The sequence below is a fragment of the Streptomyces fradiae genome (assembly GCF_041270065.1).
GTDB lineage: Bacteria > Actinomycetota > Actinomycetes > Streptomycetales > Streptomycetaceae > Streptomyces.
In genome coordinates, this window is record NZ_CP065958.1 from 7,112,650 (window position 1) to 7,139,161 (window position 26,512).

24 protein-coding genes are annotated in these 26,512 nt (G+C 73.6%); 10 read left to right on the forward strand and 14 right to left on the reverse strand.

The features are described 5' to 3' along the window. Nucleotides 1-108: 108 nt before the first annotated feature. A complete protein-coding gene (locus JAO84_RS32335; RefSeq protein WP_370416021.1) occupies nucleotides 109-585 on the forward strand; it encodes an iron chaperone in 477 nt (158 codons plus the stop codon). Here the strand turns inward: JAO84_RS32335 and JAO84_RS32340 are convergent. Then, the gene (locus JAO84_RS32340; protein ID WP_370416022.1) at nucleotides 507-3,341 is read right to left on the reverse strand and encodes a LuxR C-terminal-related transcriptional regulator; all 2,835 of its coding nucleotides are present in this window, start codon (nucleotides 3,339-3,341) and stop codon (nucleotides 507-509) included. The two genes, JAO84_RS32335 and JAO84_RS32340, sit on opposite strands and share 79 nt — an antisense overlap. A 110-nt stretch (nucleotides 3,342-3,451) precedes the next feature. On the opposite strand from JAO84_RS32340, the gene JAO84_RS32345 reads away from it, so the two are divergent. After that, nucleotides 3,452-3,925: a pyridoxamine 5'-phosphate oxidase family protein gene (locus tag JAO84_RS32345; RefSeq protein WP_370416023.1), complete on the forward strand. Its 474-nt coding sequence runs from the start codon at nucleotides 3,452-3,454 to the stop codon at nucleotides 3,923-3,925. 31 nt (nucleotides 3,926-3,956) lie between these two features. Here the strand turns inward: JAO84_RS32345 and JAO84_RS32350 are convergent, their stop codons facing one another. The 4 genes from JAO84_RS32350 to JAO84_RS32365 all read right to left on the reverse strand — a co-directional run bounded on the left by JAO84_RS32350 (nucleotide 3,957) and on the right by JAO84_RS32365 (nucleotide 7,417). Then, the gene (locus JAO84_RS32350; RefSeq protein ID WP_370416024.1) at nucleotides 3,957-4,748 is read right to left on the reverse strand and encodes an ABC transporter permease; all 792 of its coding nucleotides are present in this window, start codon (nucleotides 4,746-4,748) and stop codon (nucleotides 3,957-3,959) included. Beyond that, entirely contained in the window at nucleotides 4,745-5,728 is a 984-nt protein-coding gene (locus tag JAO84_RS32355) for an ATP-binding cassette domain-containing protein (protein ID WP_370416025.1), read from the reverse strand. Before JAO84_RS32355 ends, JAO84_RS32350 begins: the two co-directional genes overlap by 4 nt. Before the next feature lie 210 nt (nucleotides 5,729-5,938). Next, complete coding sequence (locus JAO84_RS32360; protein ID WP_370416026.1) at nucleotides 5,939-6,775, reverse strand: DUF4097 domain-containing protein; 837 nt, start codon at nucleotides 6,773-6,775, stop codon at nucleotides 5,939-5,941. A 96-nt stretch (nucleotides 6,776-6,871) separates the two neighbouring features. After that, nucleotides 6,872-7,417 (reverse strand): hypothetical protein, encoded by a 546-nt coding sequence (locus JAO84_RS32365; protein WP_370416027.1) that lies wholly within the window; start codon nucleotides 7,415-7,417, stop codon nucleotides 6,872-6,874. 253 nt (nucleotides 7,418-7,670) lie between these two features. Between JAO84_RS32365 and JAO84_RS32370 the strand changes: the two genes are divergently transcribed. Continuing rightward, nucleotides 7,671-8,906: a cation:proton antiporter gene (locus tag JAO84_RS32370; RefSeq protein ID WP_370416028.1), complete on the forward strand. Its 1,236-nt coding sequence runs from the start codon at nucleotides 7,671-7,673 to the stop codon at nucleotides 8,904-8,906. A gap of 17 nt (nucleotides 8,907-8,923) precedes the next feature. On the opposite strand, the gene JAO84_RS32375 is transcribed toward JAO84_RS32370, so the two are convergent. The 4 genes from JAO84_RS32375 to JAO84_RS32390 form a co-directional block, all read right to left on the reverse strand. Beyond that, complete coding sequence (locus JAO84_RS32375) at nucleotides 8,924-10,513, reverse strand: SPFH domain-containing protein (RefSeq protein ID WP_370416029.1); 1,590 nt, start codon at nucleotides 10,511-10,513, stop codon at nucleotides 8,924-8,926. 95 nt (nucleotides 10,514-10,608) lie between these two features. Beyond that, nucleotides 10,609-11,121: a hypothetical protein gene (locus JAO84_RS32380; protein WP_370416030.1), complete on the reverse strand. Its 513-nt coding sequence runs from the start codon at nucleotides 11,119-11,121 to the stop codon at nucleotides 10,609-10,611. A 159-nt stretch (nucleotides 11,122-11,280) separates the two neighbouring features. Next, a complete protein-coding gene (locus tag JAO84_RS32385) occupies nucleotides 11,281-12,369 on the reverse strand; it encodes a PucR family transcriptional regulator (protein WP_370416031.1) in 1,089 nt (362 codons plus the stop codon). A 609-nt stretch (nucleotides 12,370-12,978) separates the two neighbouring features. Beyond that, nucleotides 12,979-13,479 (reverse strand): pyridoxamine 5'-phosphate oxidase family protein, encoded by a 501-nt coding sequence (locus JAO84_RS32390; protein ID WP_370416032.1) that lies wholly within the window; start codon nucleotides 13,477-13,479, stop codon nucleotides 12,979-12,981. A 268-nt stretch (nucleotides 13,480-13,747) separates the two neighbouring features. On the opposite strand from JAO84_RS32390, the gene JAO84_RS32395 reads away from it, so the two are divergent. Then, nucleotides 13,748-14,482, forward strand: coding sequence for a response regulator transcription factor (locus JAO84_RS32395; protein ID WP_265862914.1), 735 nt, complete (start codon nucleotides 13,748-13,750; stop codon nucleotides 14,480-14,482). Nucleotides 14,483-14,511: 29 nt separating this feature from the next. On the opposite strand, the gene JAO84_RS32400 is transcribed toward JAO84_RS32395, so the two are convergent. After that, a complete protein-coding gene (locus JAO84_RS32400) occupies nucleotides 14,512-16,146 on the reverse strand; it encodes a GAF domain-containing protein (RefSeq protein ID WP_370416929.1) in 1,635 nt (544 codons plus the stop codon). A 412-nt stretch (nucleotides 16,147-16,558) separates the two neighbouring features. Here JAO84_RS32400 and ctaD point away from each other — a divergent pair, with 412 nt between their 5' ends. The 3 genes from ctaD to JAO84_RS32415 are packed head-to-tail and all read left to right on the forward strand — an operon-like array spanning nucleotide 16,559 to nucleotide 19,761. Next, on the forward strand, nucleotides 16,559-18,250 hold the full coding sequence (gene ctaD / locus JAO84_RS32405) for a cytochrome c oxidase subunit I (RefSeq protein ID WP_370416033.1): 1,692 nt from the start codon (nucleotides 16,559-16,561) through the stop codon (nucleotides 18,248-18,250). Further along, on the forward strand, nucleotides 18,247-18,681 hold the full coding sequence (locus JAO84_RS32410; RefSeq protein ID WP_370416034.1) for a hypothetical protein: 435 nt from the start codon (nucleotides 18,247-18,249) through the stop codon (nucleotides 18,679-18,681). The genes ctaD and JAO84_RS32410 overlap by 4 nt, the downstream gene beginning before the upstream one ends. A gap of 54 nt (nucleotides 18,682-18,735) precedes the next feature. After that, nucleotides 18,736-19,761: an RNA-binding protein gene (locus tag JAO84_RS32415; RefSeq protein WP_370416035.1), complete on the forward strand. Its 1,026-nt coding sequence runs from the start codon at nucleotides 18,736-18,738 to the stop codon at nucleotides 19,759-19,761. Between the two features lie 22 nt (nucleotides 19,762-19,783). Here the strand turns inward: JAO84_RS32415 and JAO84_RS32420 are convergent, their stop codons facing one another. Further along, nucleotides 19,784-20,599, reverse strand: a complete 816-nt coding sequence (locus tag JAO84_RS32420; RefSeq protein WP_370416036.1) for a thioesterase family protein — start codon at nucleotides 20,597-20,599, stop codon at nucleotides 19,784-19,786. A 234-nt stretch (nucleotides 20,600-20,833) separates the two neighbouring features. Between JAO84_RS32420 and JAO84_RS32425 the strand changes: the two genes are divergently transcribed. Further along, nucleotides 20,834-21,274 carry a ribonuclease domain-containing protein gene (locus tag JAO84_RS32425; RefSeq protein WP_370416037.1) on the forward strand — a complete coding sequence of 147 codons (441 nt, stop codon included), beginning with the start codon at nucleotides 20,834-20,836 and terminating at the stop codon, nucleotides 21,272-21,274. A 46-nt stretch (nucleotides 21,275-21,320) separates the two neighbouring features. On the opposite strand, the gene JAO84_RS32430 is transcribed toward JAO84_RS32425, so the two are convergent. After that, nucleotides 21,321-22,049, reverse strand: coding sequence for a DUF2470 domain-containing protein (locus tag JAO84_RS32430; RefSeq protein ID WP_370416038.1), 729 nt, complete (start codon nucleotides 22,047-22,049; stop codon nucleotides 21,321-21,323). Nucleotides 22,050-22,207: 158 nt separating this feature from the next. Between JAO84_RS32430 and JAO84_RS32435 the strand changes: the two genes are divergently transcribed. After that, nucleotides 22,208-24,070 carry an ABC transporter ATP-binding protein gene (locus tag JAO84_RS32435; protein WP_370416039.1) on the forward strand — a complete coding sequence of 621 codons (1,863 nt, stop codon included), beginning with the start codon at nucleotides 22,208-22,210 and terminating at the stop codon, nucleotides 24,068-24,070. Between the two features lie 114 nt (nucleotides 24,071-24,184). Continuing rightward, complete coding sequence (locus tag JAO84_RS32440) at nucleotides 24,185-25,357, forward strand: aminotransferase class V-fold PLP-dependent enzyme (protein WP_370416040.1); 1,173 nt, start codon at nucleotides 24,185-24,187, stop codon at nucleotides 25,355-25,357. A 28-nt stretch (nucleotides 25,358-25,385) separates the two neighbouring features. Here JAO84_RS32440 and JAO84_RS32445 read toward each other — a convergent pair whose 3' ends face one another. Continuing rightward, nucleotides 25,386-25,913: a hypothetical protein gene (locus JAO84_RS32445; RefSeq protein ID WP_370416041.1), complete on the reverse strand. Its 528-nt coding sequence runs from the start codon at nucleotides 25,911-25,913 to the stop codon at nucleotides 25,386-25,388. A gap of 137 nt (nucleotides 25,914-26,050) precedes the next feature. Beyond that, nucleotides 26,051-26,509 carry a MaoC family dehydratase gene (locus JAO84_RS32450; RefSeq protein ID WP_265862904.1) on the reverse strand — a complete coding sequence of 153 codons (459 nt, stop codon included), beginning with the start codon at nucleotides 26,507-26,509 and terminating at the stop codon, nucleotides 26,051-26,053. Nucleotides 26,510-26,512: the final 3 nt, after the last annotated feature.

Consider the following 26,512-nt stretch of genomic DNA (forward strand, 5'->3'; position numbering starts at 1 on the left):
GTGCTCTCCGTGGGCGTCTCCGTGGTGAGCACGGATGTGGTCCGTGGCCCCGCTCGGAAGACTGGGGTCACGGCGATCACGCCACCACCACCGACAGGGGGAGACACCATGACAAGCACCACGAACAGCACCACGACCACCGCGTACGAGGGCTTCACCGCCGAGGAGCGGGCGGCGATGAAGGACCACGCCCGCGAGACCAAGGCGGCGGCCGCACGGCGCGGCTCCAAGGCGGAGAAGGCCGCACAGGCGGTGGCCGACGTGCTCGCGAAGATCGCCGAGATGAGCGACACGGACCGGGCCATGGCCGAACGGATCCACGCCGTCGTCACCGCCACGGCCCCCGGCCTCACTCCGAAGCTCTGGTACGGCATGCCCGCCTACGCCGACGAGGCCGGCAAGATCGTCTGCTTCTTCCAGAGCGCCGAGAAGTTCAAGGCCCGCTACGCCACCCTCGGCTTCAGCGACCAGGCCCGCCTGGACGACGGCCCGATGTGGGCCGCCGGCTACGCCCTCACCGAGGTCACTCCGGAGGTCGAGGAGCGGATCGCCGCCCTGGTGACCCGCGCCGTCGGCACGGCCTGACCACGGGCCGCGGGCACGATGCCGAGTGCCGCGAGGGCCGCCGTGCCCTCCGGCGCACGGCCCCCGCCCGCGAGCAGCAGGCTGCGCGCCGCCTGGTACGGGCAGTGCGCCGCCTCGAACGCGCCCGCCGTGGCGAGGAGTCGGTCCCGGTCGCCGGTCAACAGGGCCTCGGCACGGTCGACTTGGGCGGTGGCCAGCGGATTGCCCGCGACCAGGCGGCGGGCCGCCGCGATACGGGCGGGCGCCTCCGGACGGCCGGCGAGGACCGAGGCCTCGGCGCGCAGCGCCACATACCCGTGCAGCCACACCCAGCAGACCCACTTCCAGACCTCCTCCGGCTCCGGCGCGAGCCGGTCCAGGGCTGCCTCCGGGTCGCCGTCGTGCAGCAGGACCGTGGCGTCGAAGACCGCGCCGAAGCCGTGGCGGTGGTCGAGGACGGGGCCCGCCTGGTCCGCGATGCCGAGCCAGGCCGCCCGGGCCGCGTCGTCACCGCGCAGACCGTGGACCATGGCGACGGCCGCCGCGGCCGGGCCGAGCACGAACGAGCGCTGCCGGCCGCTGCGTTCCCATGCGGTACGGAACCGGTCGGCGCCCTGCAGCACGGCGTCCGCGCGGCCGGCCAGGGCCTCCGTGACGAGGAGCCAGGACGTGGCGTGGTGGCCGGCCTCCGAAAGGAGGGGATGGGCGGCGAGCTGCGCGCTCCACCTGCGGGCCCGTACGAGGTCGCCGACGCCGAGCGCGTTGCCGGCGGCCATCGCCAGGGCGTCGAGCCGCTCGTGAGTGGGAGCGGGGGAGGGCGGCAGCGGCGCGAGGAGTTCGATCCGGCGGCGGGCGGCGGCCGCCGCGCCGAACGGGTCACCGGCCCAACTCCACGCCCCGGACAGGGCGTCGAGCGCCGCCGACTCCGCCACCGGATCGCCCGCCGCGCGGGCAAGCGCCACGGCCCGCTCCGCGTACGCGACCGTCTCCACCGCCGAGTTCTCCGCGTCGCCCTGCACCGCGCCGTACGCGTCCGCCGTCACCGCCGCCTCCGCGAGCGCGACGGCCGCGTCCCCGCCCGGATCGCCCGCCCCGGCCAGCCTGCGCGCCTCCATGAGCAGACCCGTCACCTCTGCCGCCTCGGGGAGCCGGGCGAAGGTGCTGGAGTAGCGGTACGCGACGGTCGCCGCGGCCGCCAGCGCGCGCCCGGCGCCGACCTCGTCGCCCGCACGCAACGCGGCCCGCGCGGCGGCCCGGTACAGCCGGAACATGTCCTCGCCGCTCCGCCGGCACCCGGCCACCTCGGCGGCCTCGCGCAGCGCCAGGACCGCGTCGGCGTCCCCGCCGAGCCCGGCCGCCTGCTCGTACCGCTCCTGCGACTCGCTGAGCAGCTGCCGGTTGAACGTCAACTCGCCGAGTACGAGCGCGAGTCGATGGGCCTCCGTGCGCAGCTCCGGCCGCCCGGCGGCCCAGTCGAGCGCGACACGGGCCTCCTCAGCCGCCTGCTGCGCCGGCGCCCAGCGCACGTGCCGCGCACGGACGACCTCCTCTTCGCCCGCTGCGGCGAGGTGCTCCGCCCCGTACTGGCGGATGGTCTCCAGGGCCTGGTAGCGCGTGCCGGACCCCGAGTGGGTCACGGTGAGCAGGCTCTGCTCCGCGAGCCGGGCGAGACCGTCGGCCACGTCGGCCACGTCGGCCACGTTGGCCACGTCGGCCACGTCGGACGCGGCGACCTCGGCCGCCGCCTCCGCCGTGAACGGCAGGACGAACACCGAGACCCTCCGCAGCAGCGTCCGGTCCGCGGGGCTGAGCAGCTCGTGGCTCCAGTCGAGGACCGCCCGCACCGAGCGGTGCCGCTCGCCGACGCGCGGCCCGCCCGCGAGGATGCGCAGCGGGGCGGCGAGACCGGCCGAGAGGCCGTCCAGACCGAGGGTGGGCAGCCGGGCCGCGGCCAGTTCGATCGCCAGGGCCATGCCGTCGAGCCGCTCGCACAGCGCGGTGACCTCCTGCCGGAGCGCCGGATCGGGACCGTGGCCGGCGGCCGTCGCCCGCGCCATGAACAGGGCCACCGCGTCCGAACCGGCGCCGCCCTCCCGGGAGAGCGGCGGGACCGAGGTCACCGACTCGAAGGGGACCATCAGCCGGGCCCGGCTCGTGGCCAGCACCCGGACTCCCGGGCAGGCACCCAACAGACGCTCCAGGAACGGCGCGACGCCGTCACGGACATGCTCGCAGTTGTCGAGGACCAGCAGCGCCGTGCGGTCCGCGAGGGCGGCGAGCAGGGTGTCCTCGATGCCGCGACCGGGCTGCTCGCCGACCCCCAGGGCCGCCGCGACCGCCGCCGGGATCCGCGCCGGATCCGTCACCGGCACCAGATCCACGAACCACACGCCGTCGGCGAACCCGCCGCCTGCCGCCTCGGCCTCCGCCACGGCGAGCGCGAGCCGGGTCTTGCCGACGCCGCCCGGGCCGACCGCCGTGACCTGGCGGTGGGCCCGTACCGCCGCCGCCAACTCCGCCCGCTCCCGGGCCCGTCCGACGAACGAGGTCAGCGGTGCCGGCAGCGCGGGCGCCCGCCCGGGGACCGTCGTCCGCGCCGCGCGGCGGGACAGCGCCCGCCGGTCCGGCAGTTCCCACTTCCGCAGCAGCGACGAGACATGGGACTCGACCGTCCGTACCGAGATGAAGAGCCGCTCGGCGATCTCCGCGTTGCTGAGGTGCTCGCCGAGGAGGGCGAGCACTTCGGCTTCTCGCGCCGATATCAGTGGAGTTGACACCCGGTCATTATCCGTGGCGCTCTCCGTGGCCGGCACGGAGGCGGTACCTGCCCGGCCCGGGAGAGGCTGTGCCCACGCCACACACCCCGCGCCGACCGACAGGAGCGACCATGACGACCGAGGCGCCCGGCTCCACCTCAGCACCCCGCACCCGCGCCGAGCGGCGGCGCGACACCGAGCACCGGCTCGCGCACGACGTCGACCTCTGGGTGGCCAGCGCCTCGCCGGACGGCGCGCCCTTCCTCGTACCGCTGTCCTTCGACTGGGACGGCCGGACCCTGCTCCTCGCCACCCTCGCCGACGGTCCGACCGGCCGGAACCTGGCGGCCGGCGGGACCGCCCGGCTCGCGCTCGGCCACACCCGCGACGTCGTCATGATCGACGGCGACGTCGAGACCCTTGCCATCGACGCGCTGCCGCCGGAGCGGCGCGAGCGCTTCGAGACGCGCACCGGCTTCGACCCGTACGCGCTCGGCGCCCGCTACCGCTGGTACCGCGTCACCCCGCGCCGGGTGCAGGCCTGGCGCGAGGCGGACGAGTTGCGAGGGAGGGAGCTGATGCGCGACGGAAGGTGGATCGACTGAGGAGTGCGGTGCCCTCGCTGCCTGGCCCGGGTCAGCGCTTGGCGGTACGGCCGAAGGCCGAGCGCGCCCACAGATAGCCGACCAGGCTCAGGCCGGCGCACCAGGCGAGGGCGATCCAGCCGCTGCCGCCGATCGGGGTGCCCATCAGCAGCCCGCGCAGGGTCTCGATCGCCGGCGTGAAGGGCTGGTACTCGGCGAACCAGCGCAGGCCGGTCGGCATGGAGTCGGTCGGCACGATGGCGCTGCCGAGGAAGGGCAGGAAGGTCAGCGGCAGCGGCGTGTTGCTCGCCGACTCCGGTGTCCTGGACACCAGGCCGATGCCGGCCGACAGCCAGGTCAGCGCGAGCGTGAGAAGGGTCAGGAGGCCGGCCGCGGCGAGCCATTCGACGAGCGTCGCGTGCGGCCGGAAGCCGATGGCCAGCGCGACGCCGACGACGAGCGCGATGGCGACCAGGGTCTGCAGCACGCTGCCGACCACATGCCCGGTCAGGAACGCGGCCCGCGAGATCGACATCGTACGGAAGCGGTTGACGATGCCCTCCGTCATGTCGACGCACACGCCGACCGCCGTGGCGACCGCGCCGGCCGTCGCCGTCATCAGGATGATGCCGGGGGCGACGTAGTCGATGTACTTCCCGCCGCCGGTCGGCGCGCCCTCGATGCCCGCGCCGATGGCGCCGCCGAACGCGTAGTTGAAGAGCAGCAGCATCATCACCGGCATGAGGACCACGGAGACGGTCATCGCCGGATAGCGCAGGGCGTGTTTGAGGTTGCGCTGCAGCATGGTCAGCGAGTCGCTGACGGCATAGCCGAGGGTGCTCATCGGGCCATCTCCACAGTGGTGTTCGGGGCGCCGGCCCCGGTGCCGGTCAGGGTCAGGAAGACGTCGTCCAGGTCGGGGGTGTGCAGGGTCAGCGACTCGGGCTGGAGGGCGGCCCCGTCGAGGACGTCGAGCACGGCCCGCAGCGTCGGGATGCCGCCGTCGCTGGGGATGCGCAGGGTGAGTTCCTCGGTGTCCCGCGCGGCGGCACCGAAGCGGCGGGCGGCCAGGTCGAGGGCGGCCGGGTCGGCGAACCGCAGCCGGATGTGTCCGCCGGGGACGATCCGCTTCAGCTCGTCGGCGGTGCCCTCGGCGACGATCCGGCCGCGGTCGAGGACGGCGATCCGGTCGGCGAGGTGGTCCGCCTCCTCCAGGTACTGCGTGGTGAGGAAGATCGTCACGCCCTCGCCGTCGACGAGGCCGCGGATGATCTCCCACAGGGTGCGGCGGCTGCGCGGATCGAGGCCGGTGGTCGGCTCGTCGAGGAAGATGATCCGCGGCTTCCCGACCAGCGTCATCGCCAGGTCGAGCTTGCGCCGCATGCCGCCGGAGAGGGTGGACACCGGCTTGCGGGCGGCCTCCGTCAGCTCCAGACGGTCAAGGAGTTCGGCGGTCCGGCGCCGGCCCTCGGGGCGGGGGAGATGCCGCAGCGCCGCCATCAGGAGGAGGTTCTCCTCGGCCGTCAGGAGTCCGTCGACGGCGGCGAACTGCCCGGTGACGCCGATCGCGCCCCGCACCCCTTCGGGCCGCTCGACCAGGTCGTGCCCGGCGATCCGGGCCCGGCCGCCGTCCGGCGCGATCAGGGTGGACAGGATCTCGACGGTCGTGGTCTTGCCGGCGCCGTTGGGGCCGAGGAGGGCGAAGACCGAGCCCTCGGGGATGGTCAGGTCGACGCCGTCGAGCACGACCTTGCCGCCGTAGGACTTGCGCAGCCCCTGGGCGGCGATCGCGGGCGCGACGGCGGTGTCGTGTGTGGTGGTCATGAGGGCTCCTGGGAGGCCTGGGATGTGTGATGTGACATGGCACTGGAGGTTTCGGCGGCATGCCGAAGATGCGCCTGGCGGGGTGCGCGAGGCGGGTGGTGCGTTACGGGTGGTGCGTTACGGGTGCGTGGTCGGGCCCGGGGAGGTGCGGGCCCGGTGTGGTGGGGGCCGGGGGTCCGGTGACGCTCGGGCCCGGCCTGAAGGCGCTCGTCAGGCGCGGCGGATCACGATGTCGCCGGCGTTGGTGCCGGCGTGCACCTCGACGGTCTCGGCGGCGTCGCCGGGCCCCTCGGCGGCGTCGAGGAAGTTGCGGACGACGCCGACCTTGGCGGTGACGTCCAGCCAGGCCGCGGAGGATTCGCGGATGCCGATCTCCACACTGCCGAGCGAGGTGCGGAGCTCGGCCCGGCCCCGGGCCACCTCGTTGACCTGGATGGATCCCTGCGAGGTGCGGATGTCGACCGAGGACTCGGCGACGCCGACCGTCACCCGGCCCATGGACACCTTCGCCCGCAGCTCGCCGGCCACCGTGCCGATCGTGGTGTCGCCGATGCCGTTCTTGAGCGTCACCTCGCCCGTCACCTCGCCGAGGTCGATCCGGCCCTGGCCGTTGATGTCGGCGTCGCCGACGACCCGGTCCACGCGGACGTCGCCGTGGTCGGTGCGCAGCACCGCCGGGCCGGTCTCGTCGAGCCGGATGTCGCCGAGGCCGGACCTGACCCGGCTCTCGCCGAGCGGCCCCTGGCCGCTGACGTCGCCCATGGAGGTGTGGGCCTGGAGCTGCGAACCCGCCGGCAGCTCGATGGTGACGTCGACCGAGCCGACCTTGCCGAACACCGAACGCTTCCGGGGCCCCTTGAGGGTCAGCGTGCCGTTGGCGTACGTGACCTTCGTCTGCTGCGCCGCACGGTTGTCGTTGTCGTCGGACGGGTTGCTCGGCACGACCTCGACGACCGTGTCGGTGCGCTTGCTCGCCGCCAGTCGGACGTGGCTGATGTCGAACTCGAGGATCGCGGTGATGGGCTCGGGAGTCTCGTACGTGGGCATGGCTGTGCCGTCCTCGTGACTGTGAAGGATGAATGCGCAGGTGGGAGGGGGAGGGGGAGGGGGAGGGGAGCGCGGGGGCAGTGGGCCGGGCAGGTCCTAGCGGGCCCAGCCCTGGTAGGTCTGGCCCTGGCGCGGCGCGCGCGGCGCGGCCGACAGCGGCGCCGCCGGCCGGGGTGCGGCGCCCGGATCCAGGGCGGTGGCGACCGCCCGTACGAGCCAGGCGTTGACGGAGAGGCCCTCCTGGCCGGCCGCGTCCTCGACGCGGGCCTTGAGGTGGGCGGGGAGCCGGAAGTTGATCCGGGCCGTGCCCCCGTCGTCCGCGTCCGCCAGGGCCGAGGCCGGGGTCGAGGCCGGTGCGGGCGCCGGGGCGGAAATCGATGGTGCCACGGGTGGTGCCATCGGTGGCGCCGACACCACGAACTCCGGGTCGAGCCCCCGCAGCCGGACGTCCACCGAACCGGGCGCCAGTTCGCGGGTGATCTCCTCCGAGGCCGTGGACAGCGCGTTCAGGAGGGTGAGCCGCGCGGCGGACTCCAGTGGGGCGGTCAGCCGCTCCGCCAGGGCGCGCGCGTCCTCCCCGCCCGCCTCGGCGGCGACCGCGAGCTCGTGCCGGAGGTGTTCGACGTAGGGGGTCAGATCCATGGGAACCATCATGGCGCCAAAGTGGCGCCATGGCAAGTGCCTGTGGCGCCATGTGGTGCCATCTGGCACCAAGGGTGGTGTCAGGCGGTGTCGGGAGGTGCCAGAGGGCGCGCTGGATGGCGCCACCCGGGTGTCCCCATCCCTGCGCTCCGATCCGCCTGCGAGGATGTGGCACCTGTCAGCATCTGCCCGTACCCATACCTATCTGTCCCTACATGTCGCATCCGCTCCCCGCCCCTGCCTGCGAGTCGCCGTGATTGCTCTGCTCGTCCTGTTGTCCCTGCTGTTCCTGTGGGTCCTGGTGTCCGACCGGTTGGCGCGCTGGAGCATCACCGCGCCGATCGCCTTCGCCGCCGCCGGCATCCTGCTCAGCGGCGGCGACGATCCGGTCGTCGCGATCGACATGGACACCCACACCTTCCAGCGGGGCCTCGAACTCGTCCTCGCGGTCATGCTGTTCACGGACGCCACCGAGGCCCGCGACTACGCGCCGCGGCTGCGCGGCTCGGTCGGCATGGGGCGGCTGCTCGGGATCGCGCTGCCCGTCTCCCTGGTCCTCGCCGCCCTCACCGGGGCCCTGGTCTTCCCCGGCACGAGCTGGTGGCTGCTCGCCGTCGCCGCGCTGGTCGTCATGCCGATGGACCTCGCCCCGGTCCTGATGTTCCTGCGCGACGAGCGCATCCCGCTGCGGGTGCGGGCCGCGCTCAACATCGAGGGCGGCTTCAACGACGGCCTGATCTCGCCGCTCTTCGTCTTCTGCGTCGCCAACATCGTCTCCGCCGAGGGCGACACCTTCACCGACCTGGTCCTCAACGCTCTCAAGGGAGTGGTCTTCGCGACGGGCGTCGGCAGTGCCATCGGCTATCTGGCCTCGGTGGCCGTCCGCTGGTCCTTCGAGCACCGCTGGGCCAAGCCCGCCAACTTCCGCTTCGCCGCGCTCGCCCTGCCGTTCCTCGCCTACTCGGCCTCCGTCCTGATCGACGGCAACGGCTTCGTCGCCGCCTTCGTCGCGGGCCTGTGGTACGCGAACACCGTGCTGGTCGTCGGCGGCGAGTCGCTCGTCCTGGTGGAGGACGTCAGCCATCTGCTCGCCCTGTCCGCCTGGTACGCGTTCGGCGCCCTCACCACCGCGGCCTTCAACGGCGGGCACGTCCCCCAGCTCCTCGCGTACGCCGTCCTCGTGCTCATCGTGGCCCGCTTCGTGCCGGTGGTCGCCTCGCTCGCCGGCTCCGACTTCACCCGCCCCGAGCGCGCCGCGATCGGCTGGCTCGGCCCGCGCGGCGTCACGTCGATCGTCTTCGCCGTCCTCGCCTACGTACAACTCCCCGGCGAAGAGGCGGACTTCATCCTCAACGTCACCGCCGCGACCGTGCTGCTCAGCGTGCTCGTGCACGGTGTGACGGCGGAACCCCTGGCCCGCTGGTTCGCCAGACACCCGCAGCCCGAAGGGCCGGCCCCGGAGGAACCGGCCCCGAAAGGCGTGGCCTAGTCCGGCCCGGGCGTGGCCTAGTCGGTGATCTCGATGGTTCCGTTCACGGACTGCCCGTTCTGCCCGTTCTGCCCGTTCTGCCCGTTGGGCGCCGCAGCCTTGCGGCCGGAGGCGGAACCGGTACCGGCACCGGCCTCGGCGGCCCCGCCCGTCACGCCCCGGAGCAGCGACGCCAGGTCGACGCCCGTGGTGGAGCTGAGCAGTTCCATGCCCTGGGCGACGTTGTCGGCGACCGCGCGTGGCAGCCGGCCGGCGCCGTCGGTGGAGATGACGGTCATCTTGTCGACGGCGGCCAGCGGTTCGGCGGCCTTGGCGACCACCTGCGGCAGCACCTCGACCAGCATCTGCAGCACGGCCGCGTCGCCGTACGCCTCGAAGGCGTCGGCCTTCTTCCGCATCGCCTCCGCCTCGGCGGCACCCGTCGAGGCGATCGCGGCGGCCTCCGCGTCACCCTCCAGGCGGACTGCCTCGGCGATCGCGGCCCGGCGGGCCCGCTCGGCCTCACCGCGCTTGGCGCCCTCGATGGCCTCCGCCTCCGCGAGCGCCTGCCGGCGCTGCTTCTCGCCCTCACCCGTCAGCCGGGCCCGCTCGGCCTCCGCCTGGGCGGCCGCGATGGCGGCGAGCCGCTCGGCCTCGGCCTGCTTCACCCGGCCGATCCGCTTCGCCTCGGCCTCCTGCTCGGCCTGGTAGCGGGCGGCGTCGGCCGGCTTGCGGACCTCGGTGTCGAGCTGACGGTCGGTCAGCGCGGCCTGCCGGGTGGCGACCTTCTCCTGCTCGGTCAGGATGTCCTGCTGCCGCGCCGCCTCGGCGAGCGGTCCGGCCGCGTTGGCCTGGGCGGCCGCCTCGTCCGTCTGCGCCTTGATCTCGGCCTGCTTCAGGTAGAGGGTCCGCTGCGCGACGGCGATCTCCTCCTCCGCCTTCAGCCGGGCCTGCTCGGCGGCCCGCCGGGCCTCCGCCTCCGCGATGTCGGCCTCCTGCTTGGCCCGGGCGGCCTCGGGCCGGCCGAGGTCCTCCAGGTAGGAGCCCTCGGTGGTGATGTCCTGGATCTGGAAGGCGTCGAGGACCAGGCCCTGCCCGGACAGGCTCGCCTCCGCCTCCTCGGCGACCTGGCCGGCGAACGCCGCCCGGTCGCGGATGATGTCCTCCACGGACATCCGGCCCACGATGGAGCGGAGAGCTCCGGACAGCACTTCCTGGGTGAAGCCGACGATGCCGTTCTGCTGCATCAGGAAGCGCTGGGCGGCGGCCCGGATGGAGTCCTCGGTGCCGCCGACCTTGACGATCGCGACGCCTTCGAGGTTGGCCTTCACGCCGCGCAGGGTGACGGCGCCCCGGACCGCGACGGGGATGTGCCGGCTGGACAGGTCGAGGCTGAACTTCTGCTGCACGAACGGCACGACGAAGACTCCGCCGCCGACCACGACCTTCTGCCCGCTGTTGTCCGTGAAGACGCGACCGGTTTCCGGGTCGGTGGTCTTCTTCCCTCGTCGGCCGGTGATGATGAACGCCTCGCTGGGGCCCGCCACCTTGTAGCGGGTGACGACCGCGAGGGCCAGCAGCACGACGAGGACGACGATGCCCACGACGGACATCAGGACAGGGCTCATCGGAACCCCTTTCGATCAGAAACGAAACGTGAAGAAGGAAGACGCGAGGAACGGCGGAAGAGAGGAGCGCGGCGGAAGGGAGCGGCGGCGTACGGTCAGTGCTCGACCGGGCGGACGGCGACCGACGTCGGCGAGAGCACCGACTCGACCCACACCTCGGAGCCGAGCGGCAGCGGACGGTCCGCCTGCGCCGCGTACTTCACCGGCTGGCCGCCCAGAGTGAGCAGCACCTCGCCGTATCCGGCCCCGGCCCCCGGAATCGCGGTGACGACCCGCCCCGAACTGCCTGTCAGGTCCTCGCCCCGCGGTGCGGGCGCGTCGCCGTCGCGCATGAGCGCCCGGCTGAACCGCCAGGTCACCCACCCCACGCCGGCCCCCGCGACCACGCCCGCACCGGTGGCGGCCCCCGCCCCCGCTCCGGTGACGCCCGTCGTGAGCGCGCCCGTGAAACCGAGCGCGGACACGAAACCGGCGATCACCGGCAACGACAGAAACCCGTCAAGCCCCCCGCCGAGTCCGTCGAGGACCCCCTCCAACACCCCGTCGAAGACCAGGCTCAGGACGAGCAGCGCGAGTCCGACGATGCCGAGACCAAGAAACCACGTCATGTCCCCGTCCCTTCGGCCATCATGCGCTGTCTGCCGTTACCGGCATCCTGGCATCGACCGGCGGTTCGGTTCACTGCCGGAGTCCGGCAGTGTTTACGCTTTCTTGATGCCGTGTTCCGTCCCGGGCGCGGGGTGCGGGGTGCGGGGTGCGGGGCGCGGTCAGAGGTCCCGGTCCGGCCAGCCGAACAGCCGAGCCCCGATCACGGCGGTCTGCAGGGTGTAGCGCTGGGTCGGCTCGGCCGGATCCGCTCCCGTCAGCCGGTGGATCCGGTCGAGCCGGTACGTCACCGCCCGCACGCTCAGCGAGAGCCGCCGCGCCGCCTCCGTGGTCACGCACCCCGAGTCGAAGTACACGGTCAGCGTCTCCAGGAGCGGCCCGGCCCCGCCACGGGCCTGCCGCAGCGGCCCGAGCACGGTGCGCACGAGATCGACCATGGCCTGCTGGTCGCGCGCGAGCACGGGATAGACCAGCAGGTCCGCCGCGTACAGGACCGGGCCGTCCAGTCCCATCCGGTCGGCGATGTCGAGGGCGTTCAGGGCTTCCTCGTACGAGTGGACGACGCCGCCCGCGCCGGAGTGCGGGCGGCCGATCGCCACCCGGCCGCCGTCGGTCGCCGCGTACGCCTGCTTGGCGAAGAAGGTGAGGACGTCCGGCTGGTCGCCGGGCGCGACGCAGATCAGCCGCCCGTCCTTGGTGGTGAGCAGGATCCGGCGGGAGCCGAACCGGGCGAGCAGCGAGGACTCGACGGCCCGGGACACCGCGTAGCCGTCGGCGTACGGCTCCGGGCCCTGTGCTACGGCCACCGTGTGTGCGTGCGACAGGAGCAGCCCGAACCGCTCGGCCCGCTGGGCGAGCCGGCCCAGATCGCTCCGCCCGTACAGCAGGTCGTCGATGAACTCCCGCCGGGCCGCCTCCTCCTGACGCATCGCCAGCCGCTGGGCCCGCTCGTGGCCCTCCGCGAACGCGTCCACCGCCTGCTCGACCGCCGCGAGCAGCCGGTCGTGCTCGCCCCTCGGCAGCCCGGCCAACACCGTGCGCGCCGCGCCGAGATGCGCCCGCACGAGCGAACGCAGCCCGAGCCCCGCCTCCGCCGCTCGCTCCCCACGAGCCCGCAACGCGGCCAGCTCCTCCCGGCTCGCCCGCCGCCCGGTGGCGCAGATCCCGGCCAGGACCTCCGCGTACCCCTCCAGATAGGCGTCGTAGCACTCGTACGCCTCGACTTCCCCACCCGTCGCCCGCTCCGTCATCCACCCCTCCCGGGCCCGCCCCTGACGCGTCCTTGACGCGCGCTGACCAGGGTGCCACGCCCGTCGACGCAGGTCGGAGCCGGGTGAGGAAGCCGGGCGGGGTCTTCCGGGTCCTGGGTGTGTCCGCGACTCCGCCAGAGCTGCGGCTGGGTGGGGGCCCGGCGGAGCGTGGGCGCGTGGCGGCGCCGTACGGCCCCTGGGCCTTGCGGGCCCGCATGCCGAATGGGAGCACGCCCCCCTGGTGCCCGGCGGAGCGTGGGCGCGTGGCGGCGCGGTACGCCGGCGGGCTCTGCGGGTCCGGGTGGACCCGCAGGCCGAACGGGGGGCACGCCTTCCCGGCATCCCGGGCGAAGGCTGGGCGCGTGGCGGCGCCGTACGGCCCTTGGGTCCTGCGGGCCCGGGTGGAGGCCCACGCCGAATGGGGGGAACGCCCCCTGGCACTCCTGGCGGAGCCTGCGCGCGTGGTCCCGGCGTCGTGCGCCCCCTTGGCCTGCGGGCCCGGGCATACCCCCACGCCGCTTCCCCTCGGCCCTGGCGGGCCTGGGGAGGGACCCCGAGCACTGGCCCGGATCCGAAGGCGACGGGCAGCGGCAGCGGCAGCCGCGCGGGTCAGCCGTCGGCGGGCACCAGGCGGATGCCGGTGACCAGGTCGGGACGGATGCGCAGGACCTCGTCGTTGCGGCGGTCCGTCCATGGGCGGAGGAGCGTCTTGTAGCGGGCGGTGTCGGCGGGGTCGGTGACCGGGCGGCAGTAGCCGGTGACGACGACGCTCCAGCCGAGCCGCGTCGCGAGGTCGATGTCGTCCGCCTCGTACGCCACGACGACGCCCTCCGTGCCCGCCTCGCGCGCGTACGCCGTGAGGGCCGCGCCCTCGTGGGTGCGCAGCACCACGTCGCCGGCGTCCACCAGGTGGTTGACCGGTCGGATGGCGGGCAGGGCGCGGCGGGTGAAGACGATCCGCCCGAGCGGCACCGTCGCGAGCAGGCGGAGCGCCTCGTCGCCGTCCAGGTCGACCGCGCGCCGCCGCCCGGGGACCCTCGGCGCGGCCGGCGCGGCACAGGTCGTCCCGGCCTTCGCAGCGCTGCGGTCGCGGACTGCTTCGTCGTGCACGGTGCCTGCCTCGGGCTCGCGGAGTCTGGTGCGTCCCGGGGGTGCCGGCCCCGGCCCCGAGGGACGGTCGGGTCACGGCGGAGCGGGCACCCCTGGTCGCGAACGAGAGTCGACCACGGGTCCGGAAGGTCCGGACAGGGCCGTTCGGCCCTGGGGGACCGGGGCCGAAGGGCCCGGTGGGCCGGTTGCCATACTGGCGCCCGTCCCGCGAGCGGCCCGGCCGAACGGCCCGGCCGGCCCTGCCTGCCCACCCTGTTCAGGAGTCCTCGTGAACCCCCGCCCCCCTGTTCCGGCCGGCCGCCCCGGCGATCCCGGCGCGCCCGTACGGGTCTTCCTGCTCGACGACCACGAGGTGGTCCGCCGGGGCGTGCGCGACCTCCTGGAGGCCGAGCCCGACATCGTCGTGGTCGGCGAGGCGGCCAACGCCCGCGAGGCCCTCGCCCGGGTCCCCGCCGTACGCCCCGACGTGGCCGTCCTCGACGTGCGCCTCGGCAACGCGACCGGCGGCGACCACGAGGGCGTGGAGGTGTGCCGCGAGCTGCGGGCCGAGCTGCCGGACCTGGCGTGCCTGATGCTGACCTCGTTCGACGACGACGAGGCCCTCTTCGACGCGATCATGGCGGGCGCCGCCGGCTACGTCCTCAAGCAGATCGGCGGCTCCGATCTGATCACCGCGGTCCGCACGGTCGCCACCGGCCGGTCCCTGCTCGACCCGCGCATGACCAGCCGCGTCATGGCCCGCATCCGCGAGCCCGAACCCGACCCGGCGCCCGCCGCGCCCGGTGACCTCGACCGCCTGTCGCCGCGCGAGCTGGAGATCCTCGATCTCATCGGCCTCGGCCTGACCAACCGCCAGATCGCCGACCGCCTCTTCCTCGCGGAGAAGACCGTGAAGAACCGCGTCTCCGCGATCCTCGGCAAGCTCGGCGTCGGCCGCCGCGTCCAGGCCGCGGTGATTGCCGGCCGGCTGCGGGAGACCCAGGGGCGCACCGGCGGGGCGTGACCGGCCGGGCCCCCCCGGGCCCCTGGCCCTCAGACGGTGTCGTCCGCCACCACCAGCGGCACGCTCCACACGATCCGCGTGCCGTGTGTCGACGGCGCGTCCAGGGTCAGGGCGCCCCGGCACTGTTCCGCGCGTGAGCCCATGTTGAGGAGACCGCCGGTGGGGCGGGCCGGGCCGAGGCCGCGGCCGTCGTCGGTGACCGTGAGGACCAGGCGGTCGGCGGTGTCGGGGACGGCGAGTTCGACGTCGGCGCGGGTCGCGCGCGCGTGCCGGGCGACATTGCTCAGGGCCTCCGCGGTGACCGCGAGGACGTGCTCGGCCAGCGGCGGCGAGACGGTGCTGTCGACCGGGCCCGAGATCCGCAGCGAGGGGCGGAAACCCAGGTGCTGGCCCGCCAGTTGGACCGTCTCGGCGAGCCGGCGCCGCAGCGCCGGGCCGCGCCGGTCGTCGTCGGCCGTGCGCAGCTGCAGGATGGTCGAGCGGATGATCTGGATGGTGGCGTCGAGGTCGTCGACCGCCCGCCCCACCCGCTCCGCCGCCTGCTCGTCCGCGATCTTCCGCGTCGCGCCCTGCAAGGTCATGCCGGTCGCGAACAGCCTCTGGATGGCCACGTCGTGGAGGTCGCGGGCGATCCGGTCCCGGTCGTGGAGCACCGCGAGCTCCTCGGACTCGGCCCGGCGGTGGGCGAGTTCGAGGGCGATGGCCGCCTGGTCGGCGAAGTCGTTGATGAGCCGGGTCTCGTCGCCGTCGAAGCCCGGCCGCCCGGCCCGCCGGCTCAGCCGCAGCGCCCCGCACACCGTCGCGTCCACCGGCAGCGGTACGGCCACCACCGGGCCGTGCTCCCCCTGGTCGTCGCCCAGGGGCAGGGCCCGCGGGTCGGTGCGTACATCAGTGGTGACGGCGGGCCGGCGGGCGTGCGCCGCGAGTCCGGACAGCGAGCCCGCGGCCGGGAGCACCGCCCCGAGGACCGCCCGCGCGCGATCGCCGTGCGCGACCCGTACGGCCAGATCGCCGTCCGTGCCGGTCGGCAGCAGCACGGCCGCCTGGTCGGCGTCGGCCACCTCCATGGCCCGCCGCGCGATGAGCCGCAGCACGTCGTCCGCGCCGGTGCCCGCGAGCAGCGCCCGGGTGATCTCGCCGAGGGCTTCGAGCCGGTGCTCGCGGCGCTGACTGTCGTGGTAGAGCCGCGCGTTGTCGATGGCGATGCCGGCCGCCATCGCCAGGGCGGTGAGCACCGCCTCGTCGTCGGCGTCGAACGAGCCGCCGCCGCGCTTCTCGGTGAGGTAGATGTTGCCGAACACCTCGCCCCGTACCCGGATCGGCGCGCCCAGGAAGGTCCGCATCGGCGGGTGGTGCTCGGGGAAGCCGAAGCTGCTCGGGTGGCGGCTGAGGTCGTCGAGCCGCAGCGGGGCGGGGTTGCTGATGAGTTCGCCGAGGATGCCGTGCCCGCACGGCGCCGGGCCGATCCGCGCCACAAGGTCGTCGGCCAGGCCCACCGGCAGGAAGCTGGACAGCCGGTCGCCGAGGTCACCGTGGCCGATCACCCCGAGGGCGCCGTACTCGGCGTCGGTGAGGCTCACCGCCTCCTCGACGATGCTCCGCAGCACCTGGGGGAGTTCGAGGTCGCGGCCGAGGTCCATGACGGCGGCGAGCAGCTCGTGCATGCGCTCGGGGACATCGAGCCGCGGCCACGGCGGGCGCTCGGCGGCCGGGACGGGCGCGGGCGCGGGGGCGGGGGCAGGGGAGGGTTCGGGTGCGGGGGCGGTGTCGGTCATGGTGCTGCTGGCTCTCGTCCTCGTGCCGGGCGGGGTGGGCGGCCTCGGTGGCGTCGTTCCGATTCGGCAGCGTACGTGAGTGGACCGGGCCTGCCGGCAGGGGCCGTTCGGCCCTCCTTGCGCGGGCGCGGCGGGGACTGTTCGGCCCTGCACCGGCCGCGACGCGCGGACGAGCATGTGGGGCGGCCGGAGGAGGGCCGCGCCCATCCCCCGTGTGGGGCCCACCCTCCGGCCGCCCCCAGCAGCACGGAAGGAAGGTCGCCGTCCAGTGGACGAGGCACGCAGCATTCAGGTGAGGACCGTGGAGCCGCCGCTCCCGGGCCACCACCCGGCCACCGGCGAGGAGGCGCCCCGGCGTCGCCCCTCGTGGGTCTCCTGGCTCACCACCACCGATCACAAGCAGATCGGGACGCTCTATCTCTGCTCGGCGCTCTTCTTCTTCGTCATCGGGGGTGTCATGGCCCTGGTGATGCGGGCCGAACTGGCCCGCCCGGGCACCCAGATCATGTCGAACGAGCAGTTCAACCAGGCGTTCACGATGCACGGCTCGATCATGCTGCTGCTGTTCGCCATGCCGCTGTTCACCGGCTTCGCCAACTGGATCATGCCGCTGCAGATCGGCGCGCCGGACGTCGCCTTCCCGCGGCTCAACATGCTGGCGTACTGGCTCTATCTCTTCGGCTCGCTGATCGCCGCCGGTGGCTTCCTCACCCCGGGCGGGGCAGCGGACTTCGGCTGGTTCCTCTATGCGCCGCTCTCCGACGCCGTCCACTCGCCGGGCCTCGGCGCCGACCTGTGGATCATGGGCGTCGCCCTGTCGGGCTTCGGGTCGATCGCCGGCGCGGTCAACTTCATCACCACCATCATCTGCATGCGCGCGCCCGGTATGACGATGTTCCGGATGCCGATCTTCACCTGGAACGTGCTGCTCACCTCGCTGCTCGTGCTCCTGGTGTTCCCGGTGCTCGCCGCCGCGCTGCTGGCCCTGGAGTGCGACCGCAAGTTCGGCTCGCACGTCTTCGACGCGGCCAACGGCGGGGCGCTGCTGTGGCAGCACCTGTTCTGGTTCTTCGGGCATCCGGAGGTGTACATCCTGGCCCTGCCGTTCTTCGGCATCATCTCCGAGGTCATCCCGGTCTTCAGCCGCAAGCCGATGTTCGGCTACATAGGGCTGGTGGCGGCGACCATCGCGATCGCCGGTCTGTCGGTGACCGTGTGGGCCCACCACATGTACGTCACCGGCGGTGTGCTGCTGCCCTTCTTCTCCTTCATGACCTTCCTCATCGCCGTACCCACCGGGGTCAAGTTCTTCAACTGGATCGGCACCATGTGGAAGGGCTCGCTCTCCTTCGAGACACCGATGCTCTGGGCCACCGGCTTCCTCATGACCTTCACCTTCGGCGGACTGACCGGCGTCATCCTGGCCTCGCCGCCGATGGACTTCCACGTCTCCGACTCGTACTTCGTCGTGGCCCACTTCCACTACACGCTGTTCGGCACGGTGGTGTACGCGATGTTCGCCGGCTTCCACTTCTGGTGGCCGAAGTTCACCGGCAGGATGCTGGACGAACGCCTCGGCAAGATCACCTTCTGGACCCTGACGGTGGGCTTCCACTCCACCTTCCTGGTCCAGCACTGGCTGGGCGCGGAAGGCATGCCGCGGCGTTACGCCGACTATCTGGACGCCGACGGCTTCACGGCCCTCAACACCATCTCCACCATCGGGTCCTTCCTCCTCGGCCTCTCCTTCCTGCCGTTCTTCTACAACGTCTGGAAGACCGGCCGCGAGGGCGTCAAGGTCGACACCGACGACCCCTGGGGGTACGGGCGTTCGCTGGAGTGGGCCACCTCCTGCCCGCCGCCCCGGCACAACTTCCTCGTCCTGCCCCGCATCCGCTCCGAGTCCCCGGCCTTCGACCTGCACCACCCCGAGATCGCCGAACTCGACAGGCTGCGGAACCGTCCGCACGAGACCGCGGGCAGCGGCGCATGAGCGGCGCCGTCCTCGCCCTCGGCATCGGGGCCGTGACCGCCTCCGGCTGTGTCTGGTACGTGCCCGCCCTCGCCGACCTGCGGGCGGGCGCCGACCGGCCGGTCTCCCGGCGCCTCGCCGCGGCTGCCTGCGTCACCGCCTGGGCCACCGCGGCGGCCGCCGCCCTCCTCCTGCTCGGCGGCCTCCCCGCCCACCCGCTGGCCGCCCTCACGACGGCCGGCGCCGCCACGGCCCTCACCCTCCGCCTCCGGGCAGCCCTCCACCACCGCGCCGAACAACGCGAGGCCGCCACCTACTGGCCCGCCCTCACCTCAACCCCACCCCCCTCCGGCCCCGCCCACCTCCGCACCGTCTTCACCACCACCCTGGCAACCGGCCTGGCCACGTGCCTGGCCCTGACGGCGGCCCTGGTCTCCGTCCGTACGGGCTGACCTCGCCCCGAAATCGCGTGGCCGAGGCCCGTGGCTCTGCCGGAGGATGGCGCCGTGCAGCTCCCATACGTCCATCGCGTCACCAAGTACGACCCCGCCGACCGCGACGAACACGGCACCTACACCGGCGCCGAGGACACCGCCAGCGACCACGGCCCGGTCGAGGCGGCCTACCTCCGGGCGATCAAGGCGTTCGCCGCGGACACCGGCGTCGAGCGCCTGTCCGTCCGGGAGCCGGGGGTCGTGTCGCTCGTCCACTTCGGCCTCGAACCGCCCCTGGAGGGCTTCGGCCTGGACGGGCTCCTGCCGAACGGCCTCGCCGATTTCCACGACGGCGCGGAAGTGCCGCTGGACATCGGCCTGGAGCTGGTGCGGCTGATGCTGCGGGACGCCGGAGCCTGGTGCCGGCTGGAGGTGGAGGGGGCCTTCGCGGTGCACGTCGGCTGGGACCAGTACCTCTACATCGGCAGCAGTCGGCCCTGCCCCGCGGCTCTGGCCCGCACCCGTGAGCTAGGGCTGTTCCCGGAACGCCTGGACGCCTCCCCCTATGCTTTCGAACCCGAGGAGGACGGCGTCCTGCGCCCCGCGGACGACTCCTTCTGGGCCGGCCTGCACAGGGCGGTCGTGGGCGGTCGCGCCGGGCTCCTTGAGGAGATGTATGTCGACGGGGCCTCGCACTTTCATCGCCTCACCGGCTCCGGCCACGACACCCTCGCCGCCCGCGACACCCTCGACGCGGTCAGGGCCGGCCTCGCGCCCCGCGCGCGCCTGGCCGTGTGGCCGGACCTGTCCTCCGACGTCGGCGCCGTGCTTGCCGCCCTCCCCGCCGAGGGCCTCGTCGAGGTCGTCTGGCAGGACGGGCGGGGCCGGATCCACAGCGCCGTCGCCGACGAGGAGGACTTCTCGGAGCTGCCCGGCCTGATGGCCGGCGCCGAGGCCGCGACGGCCCTCTCCCTGTACGCCGACGAGCGCGTCCCGTTGTTCTCCGCCGTCATGCCCGACGCCGACGGAGTCCTCCGCGCCCGCTGGCAGGCCCCGCGCTCCGTCGACGACGCCGCCCGGGAGCCCCGACCGGCGTGACAGAGGCCCGAGGCCCCCGGGCTCAGGCCCCGGCCTGCGGGCGGACCGTGAGGATCTGGGTGGCGTGGCCGACCGGGCCGGTGAGGTCGTGGAGGACGGTGCTGGTGAGGCCCTGGCCGGTGGGGCCGAAGGTGGCCGTGGTGTCGAGGCCGGTCCAGGGGCCGTGCGGTTGGCGGTGGAGATGGATCGTCAGGTCGAGGTTGGGGAACATCCACTCGGCCGGGTCCTGCTGGACGGCGATGCCGTTCGCCGTGTCCACGAGGGCGATGTACGAGGCGAGGGCGCTGCTCGGTTCGCCCGCGACCAGGTCGACGCGGGAGGAGATCCAGGCCGAGGAGCGGCCCTTGCGCACGGCGGGGGTGCGGCGGACGTCGATCGACGCGATGTAGCCGCCGTTCCAGGCCTCCGCCATCCGCCACGGGTCCAGCTCCTCGGGGCCGGGCAGCGGCTCGTACGGGCTGTCGGCCACGGCCGAGGTGTCCTGCGAGGCGAGCAGCCACGCGCGGGCCCGCACCACCGGGCGCCCGCCGATCACCACGGTCGCCTCCAGGAGTTCGATCGTGCGCCCGGGCCGTACGGTCTCCACCGTGACCTCGCACTCGTCGAGCGCGATCCGGCCCAGGATGTCGTAACTGATCCGCGCGAGCGCCGCGCCGCCCGGCCGCCCCGCGAGATGTCCGTCGAGCGCGTGGACCACGAGCCCGGCCAGCGGGCTGAAGTGCATCTCGTCGGCGCTCCACGCGCCGCCCGCGTGCGCCGTCGGTTTGTAGCGGTGCTCGCCGGTCCGCTCGAAGTAACTCTCGCGGTCGCTCTCGTGCGCGACATGGGCGGTGCTCACGGATCCGTCTCCTCGGGTGCGGCGGGGCACGGGACACGCGATACGTGTATCCCCCAGGCATCGTAGGCGCGGACAACGGCCCGCCCCGAGTGATCCACCGCACATCCGCGTCAGGTGACGTCCGGGTGGCATGCGCGGACGTTCCGTGGCCGGCGTGGACCTGTGGTGAACGTCCGGGGAATTGAAGCCAGTTGGGCTTCCCAGCCCGGGTCTACGCGCGTCAGCATCACCGCCATGCGCATCCCCCCACGAATCGGCCTCACCGCCGGAATCACCGCAGCCCTGGTCTCCTCCCTCCTCCTCGGCGCCCCCGCCTCCGCCGCGCCCGCCCCCGTCGCGACCTCCACCGCGTCGGTCACGTCGGTCGCGTCGGTCGCATCCGCCGCGAGCGTCGGCGACATCTGCTACTCCGCCCTCCCGTCCCAGGCCTACACGACCCTGCGCCTGATCGACGCGGGCGGCCCCTTCCCGTACGCGCAGGACGGTGTCGTCTTCCAGAACCGCGAGGGTGTCCTGCCGGCCCACTCCGCCGGCTACTACCACGAGTACACGGTCAAGACGCCGGGCGTCCCCACCCGTGGTGCCCGCCGCATCGTGACCGGCCAGGCCTCGCAGGAGGACTACTACACCGCCGACCACTACGCCACGTTCGACCTGATCGACTACGCCTGCTGACGCGGGACCGCCGAAAAACGCGACGTCGCAACCGGCTGCCGGCCGCTCAGGCCGGCAGCCGGTGGTGCGAGCAGCGTCGCGCCGCGGTCAGCAGGGCGTGGATCTGCAGCCCGGCCTGGTCGACCTCGGTCATCGGGGTCGGGAAGGGCAGCCGGACGTCCTCGTGCCCAATGCGCCGTTCCAGCCGCAGGGTGAGCCCGTAGCGGTCCATGGCGAGCGGCAGCGCCCGCACCAGACCCCGCTTGGCCTCCGGCGCGACGAGCCGCAGCAGCAGCGGGACGAGCTCGGGATGGTCGGCGACCAGGTGGTGCAGCATGGGGGCCTCGCACGTCGCCAGCGGGTCGGCCGCCGCCTCCTGGAGCTGCGCCGGTGTCACATACGTGCGCCCGCGCGCGTCCTGGAGCACCGCCTGCCCCAGTTCCATGCACATGCTCTCGCCGGCGTCCGCGCGGTACGGGGCGGCCACCAGGCCCGAGAGCGTGACCCGGGCGCGCACCCGCTCCCGTACCGGCGCGGGGGAGACGTCCGTGAGCTCCAGGCGGATCGGGATCCGCGGGGTGTGCCAGTCTCCCTGGGCGACGTGGGCGGCGTGGGCGGCGTGGGCGTCGGGCTCGGCCGGATCGTGCAGGTGGATGCGGCCCAACGGGTCGTCGCCGTCGAGGCCGTGGACCTCCTCGGGTCGGCCGTCGGTCACCACGGTCATGGAGTGCGCGGCCGCGATGATCGACCGCAGCCGCTCGGCGGGGGTGGGCTCGGAGGCGGTGTGGGGCTGCATGCGTGATCTCCCAACTTAGGTTTGCCTAACCTAACCTACCCTTCGAAGTGCCGCCGACGGAACCCGGGGCGCCCAAGGTGCCGAAAAACGCTTGGACGACGCCGACCCGTGCACGGGACACTGCCAACTCCATGGGGGTCCGACAAAGCAGGGTTGGTATGGATTCGCCTGAATCACACAAAGGTTCGCCGGGCCGAGGCCCGGTGCTCCTCGCACTCCGCTACTACGGAAAGGAGCTCGCCCGGCTCCGCCGGGTCACCGTCCCCGCGATGCTGCTCCCGGCACTGGGAAACATCGGCATCGCCTACCTCGCGCCGCTCATCGTCGCCAAGCTCGTCGGCCGGATCGCCGGAAACGGAAACGGAGACGGACACGGCGAGGGCGACAACATCACCCACCTCGACGGCATGCTGCCGTACGTCATCGGCTTCGGCGCCGTCCTCCTCCTCTCGGAGGGGCTCTGGCGGCTCGGACTGCACTGCCTCAACCGGCTCGACGCCCTCGGCATCGAGCGCCTCTACGTCATCGGCATGGACGAACTCTTCGCCAAGGACGCGGCGTTCTTCCACGACAACTTCGCCGGATCCCTCACCAAGCGGGTGCTGAGCTTCGCCTCCCGCTTCGAGGAGTTCGTCGACACCCTCACCTTCAACGTCATGGGCAGCTTCGTGCCGCTGCTGTTCGCGTCCGTCGTGCTGTGGCAGTACGAGCCGCTGCTCGTGGCCGGACTGCTCCTGATGATCGCGCTCACCGCCTGCTGCGTGGTGCCGCTCGTCCGGCGCCGGCAGAAGCTCGTCGCCCAGCGCGAGGAGGCCATCGCCCGGGTCTCCGGCCATGTCGCCGACAGCCTGACGAACATGGACACCGTACGGGCCTTCGCCGCCGAGGACCGCGAGGCGGCCGAACACCGCACCCGCGTCGCCGAGTCGCGCCGCCTCACGCTCCGCTCCTGGGACTACGGCAACCTCCGCATCGACACCGTGGTCGCACCCATGTCGGTGCTCACCAACGTCCTCGGGCTCGTCGTGGCGCTGCTGCTCGGCGCCGGGCAGCACGGCGTCGAGGCGGTCATCGTCGCCTTCACGTACTACTCCAACGCGACCCGCATCATGTTCGAGTTCAACCAGATCTACCGGCGGCTCGAAAGCTCCATGACCGAGGCGGCGCAGTTCACCGAACTGCTGCTCGCCCCGCCGACCGTCGTGGACCCGGAGCGCCCCGAGCCGCTGCGCTCCCGCAGTGGCGACGTACGGTTCGAGCGGGTCACCTTCACCCACGGCGGCGGCCGCGGCGACGCCAAACCGCTCTTCGAGGACCTCGACCTCGACGTGCCCGCGGGCACGAAGATCGGTCTGGTCGGGCGCTCCGGCGGCGGCAAGACCACCCTCACCAGGCTGCTGCTCCGCATGACGGACGTCGACGCGGGCCGGATCCTCGTCGCCGGCCAGGACATCAGCCGGATGAGCCAGTCCGACCTCCGCGGCCTCATCGCGTACGTGCCGCAGGAACCCGCCATGTTCCACCGCACGTTGCGCGAGAACATCGCCTTCGCCCGTCCGGAGGCCACCGAGGCCGAGATTCGCCGTGCGGCGGAGGCGGCGCACGTCACCGAGTTCGCCGACGCGCTGCCCGACGGCTTCGACACCATGGTCGGCGAGCGCGGCGTGAAGCTCTCCGGCGGCCAGCGCCAGCGGGTCGCCCTCGCCCGGGCCATCCTCCGCGACGCGCCGATCCTGCTCCTCGACGAGGCCACCAGCGCCCTCGACTCGGAGAGCGAGATCCTCGTCCAGGACGCCCTGTGGCGGCTGATGGAGGGCCGCACCGCCCTGGTCGTCGCCCACCGGCTCAGTACGGTCGCCGGCATGGACCGGCTGGTCGTGCTCGACCGGGGCCGGGTCGTCGAACAGGGCACGCATCAGCAACTCCTCGACGCCGAGGGCCCGTACGCCAAGCTCTGGCAGCACCAGTCGGGCGGCTTCCTCGACGACGCGCCGGTCGCCGGGGCCGACGTGTCCGGCTGAGCCGTGCCGTGGCCGTGCCGCGGCCGGGACCCGATCCGGGGTCCCGGCCCCGGCCCCGTCACCCTCGGGCATACTGCGAGACCAAGACCACCGGGGAACAGGGGGAGCGGGGCCATGACGACACACCGGACGGCCGACGGCAGGGGTACGGACGGGCCCGCCGCGTTCCCCGGCGGCGCCGCGCTGTTCCGGCTCGGGCCCGATGTGGCGCACCTCAACCACGGCTCCTTCGGCGCCGTCCCGCTCCCCGTCTCCGCGGCCCGCCGGGGCCTGATCGAGGAGGCGGACGCCGACCCCGACGCCTTCTTCCTCTCCGTACCCGAACGGCTCGCCGCCGCCCGGCGCCGGATCGCCGCGCACCTGGACGCCGACCCCGAGGGCATCGCGCTCGTCCACAACGCCACCGAGGCCGCCAACCTCGCCCTCGACGCGCTCGGCCTCCGCCCCGAGGACGAGGTCCTGGTCACCGACCACGGCTACGGCACCGTCACCGACGCCGCCGCCCGCCGGGCCCGGGTCACCACCGTCGCCCTCGACCCGGAACTCCCGGACGAGGAAGCGGTCGCCGAGGCGGTGCTCGGCGCGCTCACGCCCCGTACCACGGTGGCCGTCCTCGACCAGATCAGCTCGCCCACCGCCCGGAGCGTCGCCGGACCGGGACTGGTCGCCGCACTCCGCGAGCGCGGGGTGCGCACGGTCGTCGACGGCGCGCACGCGCCCGGCATGCTCGCCCGGCCGCTCGCCGGAGAGCCCGACCTCTGGTTCGGCAACCTGCACAAATGGGCCTACGCGCCGGCCGGCAGCGCCGTCCTCGCGGTCGCCGCGCCCTACCGAGCCGGGGTCCCCGCGCCCGTACCCTCCTGGGAACACGCCCAGGGCTTCCCGCGCGCCGTCGAATACCGCGCCACCGCCGACTACACCGGCCTCCTCGCCGCACCCGAGGGCCTCGACCTGCTCGCCTCGCTCGGCGCGCCGGCGGTCCGCCGCCACAACGCCGAACTCGTCGCGTACGGTACGGAGCTCCTGTCCGCCCTCCCGGGCATCACGCCCCTCCCGTACGGCCCCGAGCTGGCCATGCGCTCGCTGCGGCTGCCGCGCCGGCTGGCCCGCACCCAGGCCGAGGCCGTCGCCCTCCGCGAGGAGATCGCGGCCCGCCTCGGCTGCCGGGTGCTCGTCTGGGCCTGGCCCACGGGCGGCGGCATCCGGCTCAGCGCCCAGATCTACAACCGGGCGGAGGAGTACGAGCGCCTCGCGGCGGGCCTGAAGCCCCTGCTCGACGGCCGCTGAGCCCGGGGCCCGCCACCCGCCCGGGAGTTCAGTCGATCCACTCTCGCAGCAGCTCCTCGCGCTCCGCGCGACGGGGCGTGCCGCCCTCCCGGCCGCGGCCCCACTCCGCCATCGCGGCCAGCGTCATCGCCATCGTCGCCGCACCCTCGGTCAGGCGGGACAGCAGCGAGAGCGAGAGGTCGACCTCGCTCTGCGGATAGCCGGCCGCCGCGGCGACGTACGCCGAGAGCGAGCGGGTGCCGCTCGACGTCTCCAGCTCCACCGTCAGCCGCGGCGGCGCATCGCCCGCCCTCGGCCCGAACACCGGAAGCACCAGCTCGCCCACCACGTTCAGGGCCGCGTCCCCGACCACCCCGACCTGACGCATCAACGTCTTCTCGGGGATGTCCGTCACCGTCAGGGCACTGACGTCCTCCCACGGATACAGCTGGGACTGCCCGTCACCGAGACCCACCACGCCCTCGGGCGTCAGCCGCACCCCGGGCCCGTGCCCCGTCGGCTTCGCCCCCACGTACACGTCACCCTCGGTGATCCAGAACAGGCCCACCATGGCCATGGTCGCTCACATCTCCCCGACGACGGCGGAGCCGTCGTGTCACACATCGATCGATCAGGTCGCCCGCGCAACGTGCGACCCCCGGGGAAAGTTCCCAGGTCCACGCCTGGAAACACGTGAGGTGGCGTCAGGTGGCGTCAGGCGTAGAAGCGGGAGAGGCTGCGCAGCACGCAGGCCGGCTTCGGCGCGTTCTCGATCTCGATCGTGCCGTCGACCGCGATCTGCACACCGCCGCCCGGCACGTCCGTGACCTCGGCGAGGCGGGCGGAGAGCCGGAGCCGGGAGCCCGCCGGGACCGGGGCCGGGAAACGGACCTTGTCCAGGCCGTAGTTGACCTTCGTCGTCACCCCGCGGACGTCGAGGAGCTCGGTGAACAGCGGGATGAACAGGGCGAGCGTCAGATAGCCGTGCGCGATGGGCGCGCCGAACGGCCCCTCCTTCGCCCGCTCCACGTCCACGTGGATCCACTGGTGGTCGCCGGTCGCGTCCGCGAAGCCGTTGATCCGGGTCTGGGTGACGTCGATCCAGTCGCTGGTGCCCAGTTCGGAGCCGGCCAGGCCCTTCAGCTCGGCGATGCCGTCGACGGTGATGCTCATGGG

What these genes read in the sequence shown, in the direction of transcription:
- JAO84_RS32425 (WP_370416037.1), top strand. Translation starts at nt 20,834, where the DNA reads ATGCGCATCCCCCCACGAATCGGCCTCACCGCCGGAATCACCGCAGCC.
- JAO84_RS32350 (WP_370416024.1), bottom strand. Translation starts at nt 4,748, where the DNA reads ATGAGCACCCTCGGCTATGCCGTCAGCGACTCGCTGACCATGCTGCAG.
- JAO84_RS32450 (WP_265862904.1), bottom strand. Translation starts at nt 26,509, where the DNA reads ATGAGCATCACCGTCGACGGCATCGCCGAGCTGAAGGGCCTGGCCGGC.
- JAO84_RS32430 (WP_370416038.1), bottom strand. Translation starts at nt 22,049, where the DNA reads ATGCAGCCCCACACCGCCTCCGAGCCCACCCCCGCCGAGCGGCTGCGG.
- JAO84_RS32385 (WP_370416031.1), bottom strand. Translation starts at nt 12,369, where the DNA reads ATGACGGAGCGGGCGACGGGTGGGGAAGTCGAGGCGTACGAGTGCTAC.
- JAO84_RS32365 (WP_370416027.1), bottom strand. Translation starts at nt 7,417, where the DNA reads ATGGATCTGACCCCCTACGTCGAACACCTCCGGCACGAGCTCGCGGTC.
- JAO84_RS32345 (WP_370416023.1), top strand. Translation starts at nt 3,452, where the DNA reads ATGACGACCGAGGCGCCCGGCTCCACCTCAGCACCCCGCACCCGCGCC.
- JAO84_RS32380 (WP_370416030.1), bottom strand. Translation starts at nt 11,121, where the DNA reads ATGACGTGGTTTCTTGGTCTCGGCATCGTCGGACTCGCGCTGCTCGTC.
- JAO84_RS32355 (WP_370416025.1), bottom strand. Translation starts at nt 5,728, where the DNA reads ATGACCACCACACACGACACCGCCGTCGCGCCCGCGATCGCCGCCCAG.
- JAO84_RS32410 (WP_370416034.1), top strand. Translation starts at nt 18,247, where the DNA reads ATGAGCGGCGCCGTCCTCGCCCTCGGCATCGGGGCCGTGACCGCCTCC.
- JAO84_RS32400 (WP_370416929.1), bottom strand. Translation starts at nt 16,146, where the DNA reads ATGCACGAGCTGCTCGCCGCCGTCATGGACCTCGGCCGCGACCTCGAA.
- JAO84_RS32360 (WP_370416026.1), bottom strand. Translation starts at nt 6,775, where the DNA reads ATGCCCACGTACGAGACTCCCGAGCCCATCACCGCGATCCTCGAGTTC.
- JAO84_RS32440 (WP_370416040.1), top strand. Translation starts at nt 24,185, where the DNA reads ATGACGACACACCGGACGGCCGACGGCAGGGGTACGGACGGGCCCGCC.
- JAO84_RS32445 (WP_370416041.1), bottom strand. Translation starts at nt 25,913, where the DNA reads ATGGCCATGGTGGGCCTGTTCTGGATCACCGAGGGTGACGTGTACGTG.
- JAO84_RS32335 (WP_370416021.1), top strand. Translation starts at nt 109, where the DNA reads ATGACAAGCACCACGAACAGCACCACGACCACCGCGTACGAGGGCTTC.
- JAO84_RS32375 (WP_370416029.1), bottom strand. Translation starts at nt 10,513, where the DNA reads ATGAGCCCTGTCCTGATGTCCGTCGTGGGCATCGTCGTCCTCGTCGTG.
- JAO84_RS32435 (WP_370416039.1), top strand. Translation starts at nt 22,208, where the DNA reads ATGGATTCGCCTGAATCACACAAAGGTTCGCCGGGCCGAGGCCCGGTG.